The 15,059-nt window shown below is 61.5% G+C and carries 14 protein-coding genes; 6 read left to right on the forward strand and 8 right to left on the reverse strand.

Annotated elements, in window-relative coordinates:
• Positions 1-100: 100 nt before the first annotated feature.
• Positions 101-559 carry an Hsp20 family protein gene (locus tag ACXX81_RS07895; protein WP_003232172.1) on the forward strand — a complete coding sequence of 153 codons (459 nt, stop codon included), beginning with the start codon at positions 101-103 and terminating at the stop codon, positions 557-559.
• Positions 560-653: 94 nt separating this feature from the next.
• On the opposite strand, the gene ACXX81_RS07900 is transcribed toward ACXX81_RS07895, so the two are convergent.
• The gene (locus tag ACXX81_RS07900; protein ID WP_269325489.1) at positions 654-788 is read right to left on the reverse strand and encodes a hypothetical protein; all 135 of its coding nucleotides are present in this window, start codon (positions 786-788) and stop codon (positions 654-656) included.
• A gap of 194 nt (positions 789-982) precedes the next feature.
• Here ACXX81_RS07900 and ACXX81_RS07905 point away from each other — a divergent pair, with 194 nt between their 5' ends.
• Entirely contained in the window at positions 983-1,168 is a 186-nt protein-coding gene (locus ACXX81_RS07905) for a hypothetical protein (protein WP_003232175.1), read from the forward strand.
• A 214-nt stretch (positions 1,169-1,382) separates the two neighbouring features.
• Here ACXX81_RS07905 and ACXX81_RS07910 read toward each other — a convergent pair whose 3' ends face one another.
• Entirely contained in the window at positions 1,383-2,345 is a 963-nt protein-coding gene (locus ACXX81_RS07910; protein WP_458571449.1) for a LysR family transcriptional regulator, read from the reverse strand.
• 110 nt (positions 2,346-2,455) lie between these two features.
• Between ACXX81_RS07910 and ACXX81_RS07915 the strand changes: the two genes are divergently transcribed.
• Positions 2,456-3,955, forward strand: a complete 1,500-nt coding sequence (locus ACXX81_RS07915) for a CoA-acylating methylmalonate-semialdehyde dehydrogenase (protein WP_209982767.1) — start codon at positions 2,456-2,458, stop codon at positions 3,953-3,955.
• Positions 3,956-4,070: 115 nt separating this feature from the next.
• Here ACXX81_RS07915 and ACXX81_RS07920 read toward each other — a convergent pair whose 3' ends face one another.
• The 4 genes from ACXX81_RS07920 to xylA all read right to left on the reverse strand — a co-directional run bounded on the left by ACXX81_RS07920 (position 4,071) and on the right by xylA (position 9,348).
• Positions 4,071-5,207 carry a sugar ABC transporter permease gene (locus ACXX81_RS07920; protein WP_209982766.1) on the reverse strand — a complete coding sequence of 379 codons (1,137 nt, stop codon included), beginning with the start codon at positions 5,205-5,207 and terminating at the stop codon, positions 4,071-4,073.
• Positions 5,208-6,752, reverse strand: coding sequence for a D-xylose ABC transporter ATP-binding protein (gene xylG, locus ACXX81_RS07925; RefSeq protein WP_231422940.1), 1,545 nt, complete (start codon positions 6,750-6,752; stop codon positions 5,208-5,210).
• A gap of 5 nt (positions 6,753-6,757) precedes the next feature.
• The gene (gene xylF, locus ACXX81_RS07930; protein WP_209982763.1) at positions 6,758-7,759 is read right to left on the reverse strand and encodes a D-xylose ABC transporter substrate-binding protein; all 1,002 of its coding nucleotides are present in this window, start codon (positions 7,757-7,759) and stop codon (positions 6,758-6,760) included.
• Positions 7,760-8,031: 272 nt separating this feature from the next.
• Entirely contained in the window at positions 8,032-9,348 is a 1,317-nt protein-coding gene (xylA, locus tag ACXX81_RS07935; RefSeq protein ID WP_231422941.1) for a xylose isomerase, read from the reverse strand.
• A 139-nt stretch (positions 9,349-9,487) separates the two neighbouring features.
• On the opposite strand from xylA, the gene ACXX81_RS07940 reads away from it, so the two are divergent.
• The 3 genes from ACXX81_RS07940 to ACXX81_RS07950 are packed head-to-tail and all read left to right on the forward strand — an operon-like array spanning position 9,488 to position 12,826.
• A complete protein-coding gene (locus ACXX81_RS07940) occupies positions 9,488-10,738 on the forward strand; it encodes a XylR family transcriptional regulator (protein ID WP_458571450.1) in 1,251 nt (416 codons plus the stop codon).
• A complete protein-coding gene (locus ACXX81_RS07945; RefSeq protein WP_458571451.1) occupies positions 10,725-11,954 on the forward strand; it encodes a type III secretion protein in 1,230 nt (409 codons plus the stop codon). The genes ACXX81_RS07940 and ACXX81_RS07945 overlap by 14 nt, the downstream gene beginning before the upstream one ends.
• 29 nt (positions 11,955-11,983) lie before the next feature.
• Positions 11,984-12,826 carry a hypothetical protein gene (locus ACXX81_RS07950; protein WP_458571452.1) on the forward strand — a complete coding sequence of 281 codons (843 nt, stop codon included), beginning with the start codon at positions 11,984-11,986 and terminating at the stop codon, positions 12,824-12,826.
• Here ACXX81_RS07950 and adeC read toward each other — a convergent pair.
• Entirely contained in the window at positions 12,823-14,244 is a 1,422-nt protein-coding gene (adeC, locus tag ACXX81_RS07955) for an AdeC/AdeK/OprM family multidrug efflux complex outer membrane factor (protein WP_209982755.1), read from the reverse strand. The two genes, ACXX81_RS07950 and adeC, sit on opposite strands and share 4 nt — an antisense overlap.
• The gene (locus ACXX81_RS07960; protein WP_209982753.1) at positions 14,244-15,038 is read right to left on the reverse strand and encodes a helix-turn-helix transcriptional regulator; all 795 of its coding nucleotides are present in this window, start codon (positions 15,036-15,038) and stop codon (positions 14,244-14,246) included. The genes adeC and ACXX81_RS07960 overlap by 1 nt, the downstream gene beginning before the upstream one ends.
• Positions 15,039-15,059 lie beyond the last annotated feature (21 nt).

Here is a 15,059-nt window from a genome sequence, read left to right on the forward strand (position 1 = left end):
CGCCCCTTGAAATCTTCTCTCCCGCACATAAATTCCCTTCACGCGACGCCGAATCAGGGTCGTGCTTTAAATCACTTGGATCTAATCAGGAGATTTTAAAATGGCTACTACTCTTTCCCTGGCCCCTCTGTTCCGTCAGTCGGTGGGCTTTGATCGCTTCAATGACCTGTTTGAGTCTGCGCTGCGCAGCGAGGCTCCGAACACCTATCCGCCTCATAACGTGGAAAAGCACGGTGATGACGAATATCGCATTGTCATTGCAGTCGCCGGGCTTACTGAGGCGGATCTGGATATCCAGGTCGAGAAGGGCGTTTTGACGGTTGTGGGTGACAAACGTGAAAGCGAGAAAGAGGTGACTTACCTGCACCAGGGCATTGCGCAACGGGCCTTCCGGTTGTCGTTCCGCCTGGCGGATCACATCGAGGTGCGTGGTGCTTCGCTGAACAACGGATTGCTGAGCATCAACCTGCTGCGCGTGGTGCCTGAAGAGGCCAAGCCCAAACGCATCACGATCGGTAGCGACAGTGATCCGCAACTGCGTCAGGTAAGCCTGCAGTGAGTAAAAAAGGGCCGGGCGGGCCATGTGAAAACGCGGTCTACTCCGGCTGACAGCAAATGCCCCGACTCGTCGGGGCATTTGTTTTTGTGTGACCTTACTCCACCGTGCAGATCCAGCGGTGATTGTGCCGATAAGGTGCACGGGTAAAGTGCACATCCGACACCAGATTCAAGCCGCGTTCGCGCAGCGCTTCGGTCAGTTGTACGAGTGTCTCTGCCTGGATAGTCATTGCGCTCACCTCGTCAGATTGACTGCGTTCATAATTCTTGACCGGGAAGACAATCTGCTAATTCAAATTTTCTACACCGCCGATAGAGCGAGGTCCGAACAGGCCACCGTTCGTCCATCAAACGGCACTTGTCAGACCACGATGCTTCTCATGTTCAAGCGCGGATATCCCGAACGCCCAAGCGGAGAGCCAGCATGGAAATCGACGAGAACGCCCCAGGCAACATTTCACAGCAGCCCGTGACCCGAGGCACGGACAGCGAAACCGGTCACGATCCCAAGCGCGACGCGCCGGAGCAGTCGTTGCCGGCTGATGACGAGGAAGACATGTCTGACGTGGACGCTGCGGATTCGGTGGCGAGTGAGCATCCTGACAACTGAGGACCGCTCCATAACAAAAAGCCCGGCCATTGAGCCGGGCTTTTTGCATTCAGGGCAGGCACTGCGCGCAATGCCTTTTGCGCCAGGCAAAGAAAAGCCCACGATGGGGGCGCGGGCTTAAAGGTGTTCACTTAGGAGCTGAGTGGAGCTTAAGCGTGCGCCTGTGAAAACTGTGTGAAATGTCCTACGCATTGCAGCATTTTCAAAAAAATGTTCAGCCCGCTCTCGTCGCGACCTGCCGCTCGCCAGAACCGAAGCCTGCCGACAGCTTGTCCTTCAGAAACCCCACCAGCGCACTCACTGCCTTTGGCACATGGGGCGAATACGGCCGAATCAAGTAGATCTCGTCGGCAAACGCACCCTTCAAGCGCCAGCCCTTGAGCACTTGCTTGAGCGTGCCATTGGCCAGCGCCGCGTGGGCGCTGAAATCCGGGAGCAGGGCGATGCCCAGGTGATTGAGCGCCGAGTCACGCAGTGCCTCGCTGTTATTGGTAGAAAAGCTGCCGGCGATGGGCACGGTGATGCGTTCTGTCTGTTTAACGCCGCGCTCGAAGGTCCACGCGGGCTGGTCGGCGCCGCGCGGATAGTAGAGGCAGTTGTGGGCGCTGAGGTCGGCGGGTTCGCGGGGTTCGCCGTGGTGGTGCAGGTAGTCCTGGGTGGCGACCAGTACCGAGGCGGTGTCGCAGAGTTTCCAGGCGACGTGGGTTTCCGGCACCTGGAAGCCATGGCGCACGGCCAGGTCGTAGCCTTCGGCGGCGAGTGAGCTTAACGCATCGGACACGTCCAGCTGAATGCGAACCTGCGGGTGCTGACGCAGGAATTCGGGCAGATGCGGCACCAGTTGCTGGCGCGCGAAGGCGACCGGAGCGGTGAGGCGCACCAGGCCACGGATTTCGCCGGCCGAGTCGCGCACCGAGGAAAAGCTGCGGGCGATGTGCTCGTAGGCGCTGCGCACGTCGCGGGTCAGTGAGCGCCCGGCGTCGGTGAGCCGCACGCTGCGTGTGGTGCGGGTGACCAGGCGGGTGCCGGTGGCGGCTTCCAGCTCGCAAATGCGTTGGCTCACCGCCGATTTGCTCACGCCCAGCCGCGCAGCGGCAGCGGTGTAGGTGCCGTGTTCTTCCAGCACGGAGAGCCAGTGGATGTGCGTCCACAGGCCTTCGATCTCGGTTTTTTCCATGGGACTATTGTTCGCCTGTGTGCACAATAAGTTCTGGATTCTGCTCTGGTTCGCAACAAAGCGGAAGCCTATGGTAGGTGCCAACGCTAATCGACCCAGGATCCGCTGCCATGACCATCACCCTCGAGCATTACATCAACGACCAGCGCGTCAGCCGCGATGATCGCTATCAGGACGTGTACAACCCTGCCACCGGTGAAGTAACCGGCCGCGTCGCCCTGGCCAGCCGCGACACCGTGGGCGAAGCGGTGGCCGCCGCCCAGGCTGCGTTTGCCGACTGGGCCGACACGCCGCCGATCCGCCGCGCCCGCGTGTTGTTTCAGTACCTGCATCTGCTGCGTGAGCGCAAGGACGAACTGGCAAGCATCATCGTCGCCGAACACGGCAAGGTGTTCACCGATGCCCAGGGCGAAGTCGACCGTGGCATCGATATTCTCGAATTCGCCTGCGGCATCCCCAACCTGCTCAAGGGCGAGCACTCCGACCAGGTCTCCCGTGGCATGGACAACTGGACCCTGCGCCAGCCCCTGGGCGTGGTGGCGGGCGTGACGCCGTTCAATTTCCCGGTGATGGTGCCGATGTGGATGTACCCGATCGCCATCGCCGCCGGCAACACCTTTATCCTCAAACCCAGCCCTACCGACCCGAGCGCCTCGCTGTTCATGGCCGAACTGCTGCGCGAAGCCGGCTTGCCCCAGGGCGTATTCAACGTGGTGCAGGGCGACAAGGAAGCGGTGGATGCACTGCTTGAACACCCGGACGTCAAGGCCCTGAGTTTTGTCGGCTCGACGCCGATTGCCCACTACATCTACGAAACCGGCGCGCGCAACGGCAAGCGCGTGCAGGGCCTGGGCGGTGCGAAAAACCACATGGTGGTGATGCCCGACGCCGATATCGAAAAGACCGTCGACGCCTTGATGGGCGCCGCCTACGGCAGTGCCGGCGAGCGCTGCATGGCCATCTCCGTGGCGGTGCTGGTGGGCGATGTGGGCGATAAAGTCGTCGCCGCCCTGACCGAACGAGCCAGGCAGTTGCGCATCACCGACGGCCGCGACCTGAAGGCCGAAATGGGCCCGATTGTTTCCCGTGCGGCGCTGCAGCGCATCAGTGGCTACATCGAACAGGGCGTGCAGGCTGGCGCCCAGTTGCTGCTCGACGGCCGTGATTACGTGCCCTCCGAACCCGGCCTGGAAAACGGTTTCTGGCTCGGCGCGACGCTGTTCGATCACGTGAGCAAGGAGATGAGCATCTACCGCGAAGAAATCTTCGGCCCGGTGCTGGCCTGTGTGCGGGTGAATGACTTTGCCGAGGCGGTGCAACTGGTCAACGACCATGAATTTGGCAACGGCGTGAGCTGCTTTACCCGCGACGGCAATATCGCCCGCGAGTTCGCGCGGCGCATCGAAGTGGGCATGGTCGGCATCAATGTGCCGATCCCGGTGCCGATGGCGTGGCACGGATTTGGGGGCTGGAAGAAAAGCCTGTTTGGCGACATGCATGCGTATGGCACCGAAGGTGTGCGGTTCTACACCAAACAGAAGTCGATCATGCAGCGCTGGTCGGAGAGTATCGAGCAGGGCGCGGAGTTTGCGATGCCGGTGTCCCGCTAAGGTCTACAGATTACGGTTAACCCAACGGGCTTGTTCCCGCTGACGGTATGGCAGTCACCTTATCTGTGGCTGACCTGGCGTTATCGGGACCAAGCCCCTTCTCGCACCAATGACCTCAGCGACGCCCGGCTCGCGTACTCACATCCACCCACACCGCCAGCACCAGAATGCTGCCCTTGACGATCATCTGCCAGTAACTGTCCACGTCCAGCATCGACATGCCGTTATCCAGGCTGGTAATCACCAGCGCCCCCAGCAGCGCGCCATACACCGTGCCCGAGCCGCCGCGCATCGAGGTGCCGCCGATAAAGCACGCGGCAATCGCATCCAGCTCTCCCATGTTCCCGGCCGACGGCGAACCGGCCGCCAGGCGCGCGGTATTGACCAGGCCGGCGAGGGCGCACATCACGCCCATGATGCCGAAGATCCACAGTTTCACCGCCTGCACATTGATGCCCGACAGCCGCGTGGCTTCCATGTTGCTGCCCACCGCATACACCCGGCGGCCGAACACGGTCTGGCTGGTGACGTAGCTGAACACCCCGAGCAGCGCCAGCAACAGCAGCACCGGCACCGGAATGCCGTCGTAGCTGTTGAGCGTGGTGACAAACCCGGCCAGCACCGCACCGATAAGCACCACACGCAGCCCGTCACGCACCGGCGAATGCGCGGCCAGGCCGTGCAGTGCGCGATTGCGCCGTTGCTTCCAGGTGAGAAACACGGTGAGTGCAAACAGCAAGACCCCAAGCCCGATACCCACCTCATGCGGCAGATAACCCTGGCCCACATACACCAGCGACGGCGACACCGGCGCGATGGTGGTGCCGCCGGTGATCCCCAGCAGAATCCCGCGAAACGCCAGCATGCCGCCCAGACCGACAATGAACGAGGGAATGCGCAGGTACGCCGTCATGTAGCCGTTGGCCAGGCCGATCATCAGCCCGCACAACGCCACCAGGCTCAGGTTGGCCAGCAGCGGAACGTGATACACCACGTCGAGAATCGCCGCCAGCCCGCCCAGCAATCCGAGCAACGAGCCCACCGACAAATCGATCTCGCCGCTGATGATCACCAGCACCATACCGCACGCCAGAATCCCGGTGATCGACATCTGCCGCAGCAGGTTGGACAGGTTGCGCGGCGTGAGAAAACCGCCCTCGGTCTGCCAACTGAAAAACAGCCAGATGAACGCCACGGCAATTACCAGCGCGAGCATCTTGTAGCGGGTAAAAAGGTGTTTGACCTGATTCATCTAGGCGGTCTTCCGATCGTTATTGTTTTGACTGAGCGCAGCGGCGAGCACCTGTTCCTGGGTAAGGCCTTGGTTGTCGAAGTCGCCGCGCAGCTGGCCGTCGCCGATCACCAGCACGCGGTTCGACACCCCCAGCACTTCGGCCAGCTCCGACGACACCATGATGATCGCCACGCCCTCGGCCGCCAGTGCAACCATCAGCTTGTAGATCTCGTATTTGGCGCCCACGTCCACCCCGCGCGTGGGCTCGTCGAGGATTAGCACCCTGGGCTTGGCCATCAGCATTTTCGCCAGCACCGCCTTTTGCTGGTTGCCGCCGGAGAGGCTGGTGATCGGCAAGAACGGGCTGGCGGTTTTCAGGTGCATGCGCGCGATCTGCTGGTCGATGCTCCCCAGTTCGGCCTCGGCATCGATGCGCGTCAGGTGCGCATAGGTGTCGAGCACCGCCAGGGTGATGTTCTGGCCCACGCCGAGGTCGGGAATGATGCCCTGGCGCTTGCGGTCCTCGGGCACCATGCACAGCCCGGCGCGGATCGATTTGAGCGGCGTGCGCGTGTCGATCACTGCGCCATCCAGCCACACCTCGGCGCTGTAGCGGCCGGGGTAGGCGCCGAACAGCGCCGATACCAGCTCCGTGCGCCCGGCGCCCACCAGCCCGGCGATGCCGAGGATTTCGCCACGCTTGAGCACGAAGGAAATATCGTCGACGCGCTTGCGCCTGGGGTTGTCCACGTCGTAGCAGGTGACGTGACGCGCCTCGAAGATCACATCGCCCACCGCGTCAGGCCTGGCAGGGTAGAGGTTGCTCATTTCACGCCCGACCATCTGCGTGATGATCTGCGGGATATCCATGTCAATCATGGCCGTGGTTGCGATGTGTTTGCCGTCGCGGATCACCGCAATGGTGTCACACACCGCCGCCACTTCATCGAGCTTGTGGGAGATGTACACGCAGGCCACGCCCTTGGCCTTGAGCCCCTTGATGATGTCGAGCAGCACCTCGATTTCCGAGCGGGTCAGGGCCGAGGAGGGCTCGTCGAGGATCAACAGGCGCGCCTGTTTGTTGAGGGCCTTGGCGATCTCCACCAGTTGTTGGTGGCCGCCGCCGTACTGCGACACCGGCAGCGCCACGTTCATGTCCGGCACTTTGAGTTCGCGCATCAGGGCTTCGGCGCGGTGCAGCATCGCCGGGTAGTTCATGCGCCCGCCGGGCAGGGTCAGCTCGTGGCCCATGAAGATGTTCTCGGCCACCGAAAGGTCCGGCACCAGCGTCAGCTCCTGGTGGATGATGACGATGCCGGCGGCTTCGGTTTCGCGGATGGACTGAGCCTGGAGCGGCTGCCCGTCCCAGAGGATTTCGCCCTCCCAGGTGCCGTGCGGGTAGACCGCCGACAGCACCTTCATCAGCGTGGATTTGCCGGCACCGTTTTCGCCGCACAGGCCCAGGCACTCGCCGGGCCGTACCTTGAGATCGATGCCGTTCAGCGCATTGACACCGCCAAAACGTTTGACGATGCCATTCATCTGCAGCAGGTAGTCGGACATGACGGTCACTGCCCGCCGATCTGCTCTTTGGTGTAGAAACCGTCCTTCACCAGCAGGTCGACATTGGCTTTGGTCAGCGGGGTCGGCGTCAGCAGGATGGTGTCGACCTTTTTACTGCCGTTGTCGTACTGCGAGCTGTAGGCCGGTTTTTCGCTGCGGGCCAATTGCACCGAGAGTTTGGCGGCTTCAGTGGCGATCAGCTTGAGCGGCTTGTACACGGTCATGGTCTGGGTGCCGTCGATCACGCGCTTGATCGCGGCGAGGTCGGCGTCCTGCCCGGAGATCGGCACCTTGCCCGCCAGCTTCTGCGCGGCCAGGGCCTGGATGGCGCCGCCGGCGGTGGCATCGTTGGAGGCGACGATGGCGTCGATCTTGTTGTCGTTACGGGTCAGGGCATTCTCGACGATGCTCAGGGCTTCGGTGGGGTTCCATTCTTTAACCCACTGCTGGCCGACAATCTTGATATCGCCCTTGTCGATGGCCGGTTGCAGCACCTTCATCTGGCCTTCGCGCAGCACCTTGGCATTGTTGTCGGTGGGCGCGCCGCCGAGCAGGAAGTAATTGCCCTTGGGCGCCGCCTGCAGCACGCCGCTGGCTTGCATCTCGCCGACCTTCTCGTTATCGAAGGAGATATAGGCGTCGATGTCCGCGTTGAGAATCAGGCGGTCATAGGACACCACCTTGATCCCGGCCTTCTTGGCCTCGGCGACCGCGTTGGTCAGCACCGTGGCGTTGAACGGCACGATCACGATCACGTCGACGCCCCGGGAGATCAGGTTTTCGATCTGGGAAATCTGCTTTTGCTCATTGGCATCGGCCGATTGCACAAACACCTTGGCATCGAGCTTTTCCGCCGCCGCCACAAAATAATCACGGTCGCGGGACCAGCGCTCCAGACGCAGGTCGTCGATGGAAAAGCCGATTTTCGGGTGGGCGGGATCGGCCATCACCGGCAGGGCGAGCACCGCCAGGGTGGCGGCAAGCAGCGTACGTTTGAATGACTTCATGGTAGTGCGTCCTTTTATTGTTGTTGGAAGACTCTAGGCAAGCACATTACTGATTGTGGCGAGCGGACCTCTGTGGCGAGCGAGCTTTATGTGGCGAGCGGGCTTGCCCCGCGTTGGGGCGCGAAGCGGCCCCCAATTCATACACCGCAGTTTTACCTGATACAACCGAGGCGTCTGGTTTTGGGGCCGCTTCGCAGCCCAACGCGGGGCAAGCCCGCTCGCCACACCAAGCCCGCTCGCCACAGAAGCAGGCTCACCACAGAAGCCAAACCTCACCGATAGATAAACCGGTTGACCACACCCTCCAGCATCTCCTGCCGCCCACTCACCGCCTGCGGGTTAATCTCATGGGTGAACGCATGCTCGGCCAGCGACTCAAGGCTGAATTCCCCCGCCAGCACCGCCTGGCCAAGGGGCTGCCGCCAGCCAGCATAGCGCTGATCCTTGAACTGCTGCAGTGTGTCGTTCTGCACCATCGCCGCCGCCCGTTCCAGCGACAGGGCGAGCACATCCATGGCCGCGATATGCCCGTGGAACAGGTCCACTTCGTCCAGGCTCTGGCGACGCACCTTGGAATCAAAGTTATAGCCGCCGTTCCTGAATCCGCCAGCCTTGAGGATCTCATAGGTGGCCAGGGTCATTTCCTCGACGCTGTTGGGAAACTGGTCGGTGTCCCAACCGTTCTGCGGGTCGCCACGGTTGGCGTCGATACTGCCGAAAATGCCCAGCGACACGGCCGTCGCGATTTCATGGTGAAAACTGTGTCCGGCCAACGTTGCGTGGTTGGCCTCGATATTGACCTTGATCTCATGCTCCAGCCCGTACTCGTGCAGGAAGCCGAACACCGTGGCGCTGTCGTAATCGTACTGATGCTTGGTCGGCTCCTGAGGCTTGGGCTCGATCAGCAGGTCGCCCTTGAAGCCGATCTTGTGCTTGTGCTCCACCACCATGCGCATGAATCGGCCGAGCTGTTCGCGTTCGCGCTTGAGGTCGGTATTGAGCAGGGTTTCATAGCCTTCACGGCCGCCCCACAGCACATAGTTGGAGCCCTTGAGCCGCAGTGTGGCGTTCATCGCGCTGAACACCTGAGCGGCGGCCCAGGCAAACACTTCCGGGTCCGGGTTGCTCGCAGCGCCGGCGGCGAAGCGCGGATTGCTGAAGCAATTGGCGGTGCCCCACAGCAGCTTGATGCCGCTCTGCTCCTGATGGCGTTCCAGATGATCGACCATCTGCGCAAAGTGATGGCGGTATTCCTTGAGCGAGCTGCCCTCGGGCGCCACATCGGTGTCGTGAAAGCTGTAGTAGTCGATGCCCAGCTTGGAGAAGAACTCGAAGGCCGCATCCGCCTTGCCAATGGCGACGTCCATCGGATCACCGCTGCGCTGCCACGGTCGCTTGAAGGTGCCTGCGCCAAACACATCCGCGCCCGGCCACACAAAGGTGTGCCAATAACAGACGGCCATGCGCAGGTGTTCGCGCATGGGTTTGCCGAGGATCAGCTTGTCGGCATCGTAATGGCGAAAGGCGAGGGGGGCGTCGCTGTCTGGGCCTTCGAAGCGAACCTTCTCGACACCGGGGAAGTACGGCATGGCGTTTTCCTTATTGTTCTTGGCGGTGTCTGGATACTAGCAACGGCGCCTGCCTTGCCGATTATGAAAATCACCAAGGTGTGGTGCGATTTTGAGTGGCGAGGTCTAGTCTGTCCTGATCGGCCCCAGGACAACAACAATGAAAACCCTACCGCCCGTCCACCGCATCGCCTTGCTCTTCAACGGCAGCAAAATCTACGACCGCGGCATCATTGCCGGCATCGGTAATTACCTGAGCAGCACCCGCGCGTCCTGGGATCTGTTTCTGGAGGAGGACTTCCTGTGCCGCCTCAAGGGCATCGAGCGCTGGCAGGGCGATGGCATCATTGCGGATTTCGATGACCCGCTGATCGGCGAGGCGCTGGCCGGGAGCAGGTTGCCAGTCGTTGCGGTGGGCGGCTCCTACGAGTATGTGCACGCCTATCCCAAGGGCATTCCCTACGTGGCCACCGACAACCATGCGCTGATGAAGCTTGCCTACGAACACCTGATCGAAGCCGGGCTGACCCGGTTTGCCTGTTTCAGCCTGCCCGAAGCCCAGGCCAATCGTTGGGCCCAGGAGCGTGAGAAGGCCTTTCGTGGGCTGATGCAGCGCGACGGTCTGGCGGTGCAGATCTATCGCGGCCTGGGCACCAGCGCGCCGCTGTGGGACAGCGCGGTGGAGCAGCAGATCGCCTGGCTGCACAGCCTGCCCAAGCCCATCGGCATTATTGCCGTCACCGATGCCCGCGCCCGGCAGCTCTTGCAGGCCTGCCTCACGGCGGGCATTGCGGTGCCGGAGCAGGTCGCCCTGATCGGCATCGACAACGACCCGCTGACCCGCACGCTCACGCGGGTGCCGCTCAGTTCGGTGATCCAGGGCACCGAGACCATGGGCCGCACCGCTGCCGCGTTGCTGCACCAGATGCTGCACGGCAAACCCTGCACGGGCACCCAGGTGCTGGTGCCACCGGACGCGATCAACGTGCAGGCCTCCAGCCTGCATCAACCGCTGGGCAATCCGTATGTGATGCAAGCCTTGTTGTTTATTCGCCAGTACGCCTGCCAGGGCATCAAGACTGCGCAGGTAGCAGCCTATGTGGGTGTGTCGCGTTCGTCCCTGGAAGCGCACTTTCGCAAGGTACGCGGCTGCAGCGTGCATGACGAGATCCTGCGCTTCAAACTCGCCGCAGCAGCCAAGGGGTTGGGCAACCAGGCGCTGGCGATTGCCGATATCGCTTCACGTTGCGGCTTTACCTCGGCGCAGTATCTGCACACGGTGTTTCGGCGTGAGTATGGCTGTACACCGCGTCAGTTCCAGCAGGGCAGCGTGCCTGCGCACAAACAGGCCGAGGCTGCGGATTTCTCCGATGGTAATTGTTTGAAATCGAAGGTCGTTGTTACGTATTAGCCCGCTGGCGGCCGGAACGATCATCTTCGATTCGCCACGCAAAAGTACCCCCGTTGACGGGTTGACCTTTTATTTCAATTACCGAGACTTGAATGTCATGCTCATGAGTTCTGCGTACAACAATCGTCTGATGATGCCTCCCGTGGGCGGTGAAACTCCCGCGCCCATCAGCAAAATGCCTGAATCAGTCGATCATCAACCGGCGGCGAGTCATGGCGTTAATCCTCTTCGACCGTTCTCGGCACTCAGTGAGATCGGCCAACATTTAACGGCGCAGGAAAAAGATCCCGAGTTGGCTGCCTTGTTGAAGATGTACGACGCATTGGTCGGTGCATTGAATAAATGGATGGCCAAGGATAAAACGCTGCCCAGTCCACCGCCGCCCATGGACGTCGCGCCCGCTCCACGCACTGAACCGGTGTCCATCGACAATGTCTGGCGCAACAGGCTGGCACCGTTCATGGAACGATCAAATCTGGCGGCTACCCGTACCCATTTTGATAGCGAACTGACTGAGATGTTTGCAACTGAACATTATGAGCCGGTCACAGACTTCTTATCGGCGGTACCCAAAGGACAAAAGCCGGCTGACATCCTCAACGGGCTGCGTGCGTCATACGAACACTATCCTTACTTTGGCAGCGCTGGCAGGGAAGAACATGTAGGCGCCATCAAAGTTGCAATGATGAAGTTTGGACAGAGCCCGGCCAGTGTATTTGAGGACGTCGTGAATACCGGGGACGGCTACCGCATTACGATGAGAGATGGCTTCAAACTCAATATATCGATTGAAGAGTTGAACCTGGCGTTCAGGGCTGCAAAGTTCAGCGGCGGTGATGAAGAAATGGTCAAGGATGCCAGCTTCCTGTTTGCCGTGATGAACAAGCGCAAGAGCCTGGAGCTGGACCTTCACAAAGCGTCGGATCCGTTCATGAAGATGTATGGCACGGACAGCGACTATCACGCGCGCCGCACGTATCCGGGCGTGCTGGCAGTGGCGGGCGAGGGCATTGATGGGTACTCGGCCCTGTCCTTGCTGGGCCTGAAACAGCAGATCAAGGTTGTCGATGCAGGAACACTGGGGGCGCAAGTGGGTGTGCCGGTGACGTCAGGCGGCAGACACAAGAACGGCGTCATCATTGATGGGGTGATGGAGGGGCAGTTCTATAACAGGCCCGTCTCACCTTCCCTGAAAGTTGCCACGCTGGCTGATTGACTGCACCGTTTGCATATTGGAGGTGAAAAATGCTGGGGTTGAATGTGTATTTTGGAAGGACCGATTATTCCGTAGCGCAGATGCCGATTGAGCCCGCGTCAAGGCAGAATGCAGAAGGTTTGATCAGCGCGCTGGGCGTGTTGGGCGAGCGGCTCAGGCAATTGTCCGAACGCAGGAGTGGGCGGTATGACACCCATGAAGTGAATCGCCGACGCATCACACAGGCTGAAAATCTGGATCCGGGGGTGGGTGGAGCTGGCCGGTTCATCCGCGGAACGGCGGCCAACATCGGCATAAAACCCGCTGACGTATTCACGGACTTTTACCAGAACGTTGAAGGGAATTGCGTCACCATTTCCGCAATCAAGGCCGCCATGATGAGGTTTGGTCATAATCCCCACGGCGTCTTCAAGCGCGTCCAGGCGACGGCCACGGGTGTTGAGGTTGTCATGCGCGATGCCTACAGACTGCGCATCAGTTACGCAGAGTTGGAGCAAGCCGGCAAAGCCTCGGACTTCAAGGCCGACAGGCCCAATGATGTGCTGGTCAATGCGCAGTTTCTGTATGCCGTCAGCGCCAAGCGTGCTCAGTTGGAAAACAATGATGGCGTCGGCCACCTGGGTTATGCCGCTGCCCTGAACAGCTTGAACGATGGCGAGTACCCAGGGCAGGCCCTGCGCCGCCTGGGCCTGAAGAACTACGTGACCCCGGCTACTCTTGAAGACTTCAGGCAGGGAGCGATCGGCACGGTCTCTGGCTTAGCGCATTCAATGGCAGTCATCGACGGCAAGCTGGATAACTACGGGAAGGCATCCGAGCTGCGCGAATCGGATTGGAGCAACCGTTCAATCATCGGGCTGAAACTGCTCTAGGGCGAAGCGGCCAGGCGCGGGGCTTCGGCCCACGCGCCACCCAGCGCCGTATACAGGTTCACCTCTGCCACCAACTGCGCCAGTCGATCCACAATCAGCGCCTGCTGCGCGCTGAACAGCGAGCGTTGTGCGTCCAGGAACGTCAGGTTGCTGTCCACTCCGCTGCGATAGCGGTGCTGGGCGAGGTCGTAATAGCGCTGGCTGGCGGCCACAAAATCCCGTTGCGCGTTGAGCTGGTCGACGAATGTCTGGCGCGCGGCGAGACCATCGGCCACTTCCTGAAAGGCGGTCTGGATCGATTTTTCGTACTGGGCCACCGTGATGTCTTTTTGCAGCCTGGCGTAATCGAGGCTGGCACGCAGGCTGCCAGCGTTGAAAATCGGCAGGTTGATCTGCGGTTGGAACGTCCAGGTGCCCGAGCCGCCCTTGAACAACCCCGACAGCTCGGTGCTGGCACTGCCGGCATTGGCCGTGAGGCTTACCGAGGGGAAAAACGCAGCGCGGGCGGCACCGATATTGGCGTTGGCGGCCTGCAACTGGTATTCGGCCTGGAGGATATCCGGGCGGCGCTGCAGCAGGTCCGAGGGCAGGCCGGCGGGCACCCGAGCTACCAGGTCGTCCGCCAGCGGGCGCGACGGCAGGTTTGGGTCCACCGGGCCGCCGACCAGCAAGGCGAGGCTGTTGAGGTCCTGGGCCACCTGGCGCTGGTAACGGGCCAGGCTGGCGCGGGTGCTTTCGACACTGGTGCGCGCTTGCACCACATCCACCGCCGAGGCCTTGCCCGCGCTTTTGCTGCGCTCGGTGAGGTGCAGGCTGCGTTCGTTGGCGGCCAGGGTTTGCCGGGCCAGGTCCAGCAGTTCCTGGTCGGCGCGCCACGTGAGGTACGCGTTGGCGACATTCGCCACCAGGCTCAACTGCGCGCTTCGCCTGGCTTCTGCGGTGCCCAGGTAGGTGAGCATCGCCTGTTCGCTGAGGCTGCGTACACGGCCGAACAGGTCCAGTTCATAGGCGCTGATGCCCAGGGTGGCCGAATAGCTGGAGGTGATCGCTGACTTGCCGGTGCCCGTCACATCCCCCGGCACGTTCTGGCGCTTGCCGGCACCGGTGGCGGACACCGCCGGAAACAGGTCGGCACGCTGGATGCGGTACTGCGCCTGGAACGCCGCGACGTTCAGCGCCGCCACCCGCAGGTCGCGGTTGTTGACCAGTGCATCACTCATCAGCTGTTGCAGCGCCGGGTCATGGAACAGGTGCTGCCAGTCCGAGGTGGTTTGCGTGCCCGCTTGCGCCTGGCGATACACCCCGTCCTGGGGGTAATGCTGCGGCACCGGTGCCTGGGGCCGGTGGTACTCGGGAATCAGCGAACAACCGCCGAGCAGGCAGGCCATGCCGACGGCGGTGAGGGTGGTTCTGGTCATCAAGCGCCCACCATCCATTTGGCCAGGCCATGGCGGCCACTTACGCCCAGTTTGGCGGCAGCGCGCTTGAGGTAGGTTTCAATCGAGCTGTTTTTCACGCTGAGTTTTTCCGCCATCTGCGGCACGGTGCCGCCAGTCAGCAGGCCCAGGCAGACTTCCTGCTCGCGTGCCGACAACGTGATATCGCTCAGCGACAGCCGCTTGTAGAACTCGCGCTGCAATTGCGATTGCTCCAGCGGGTTATGCACCGGTTCCCTGCCGCTCTGCGGCGCCTGGTGAAGCCATTGGGCATGACGCTCCAGCAGCGGCAGCAGGGTGTCCGACAGGCACTTGAGAAACGACAGCTCCGCCAGGGAGAACCCACGCTGGGCCGGCGGGCGGTAGAACGAAATCACCTGGCGCCGATTGCCCTGGCGTGCCACGAGGTTGCACTGGTGCGAGGTGCCGCGCGGGTGCGCGCTGTTGGGTTGGGCGCGCATCTGAATCAGCAGCGGGTCCTGCATGCGCAGCATCTCCCGCAGCAGCGGATGGTCCTTGAGCGGGTGCAGGGTCTGGGGCGCAGACAGCTCGCTTTTGAGCCCCGCACTGCCCAGCAGCTTGATATCGAGCACGCGGTCGTGCAGTTCGTCGAGGGTCCACTCGCTGAGGTCAACCATGTGGATCGGCACCCATTTGTCCACCAGGTGCAGCATGTGCGCGGCGAAATCTTCCTGGCCGCTGTTTGAAATCAGTTCGCCCATTTCGGCATAGAAATGCGGGCTGGTTGTGTTGCTCATGGTGCGCGTCAGACTCATAGCCATCTCATCCTTGATGTC

This window comes from Pseudomonas sp. GNP013 (assembly GCF_054343995.1).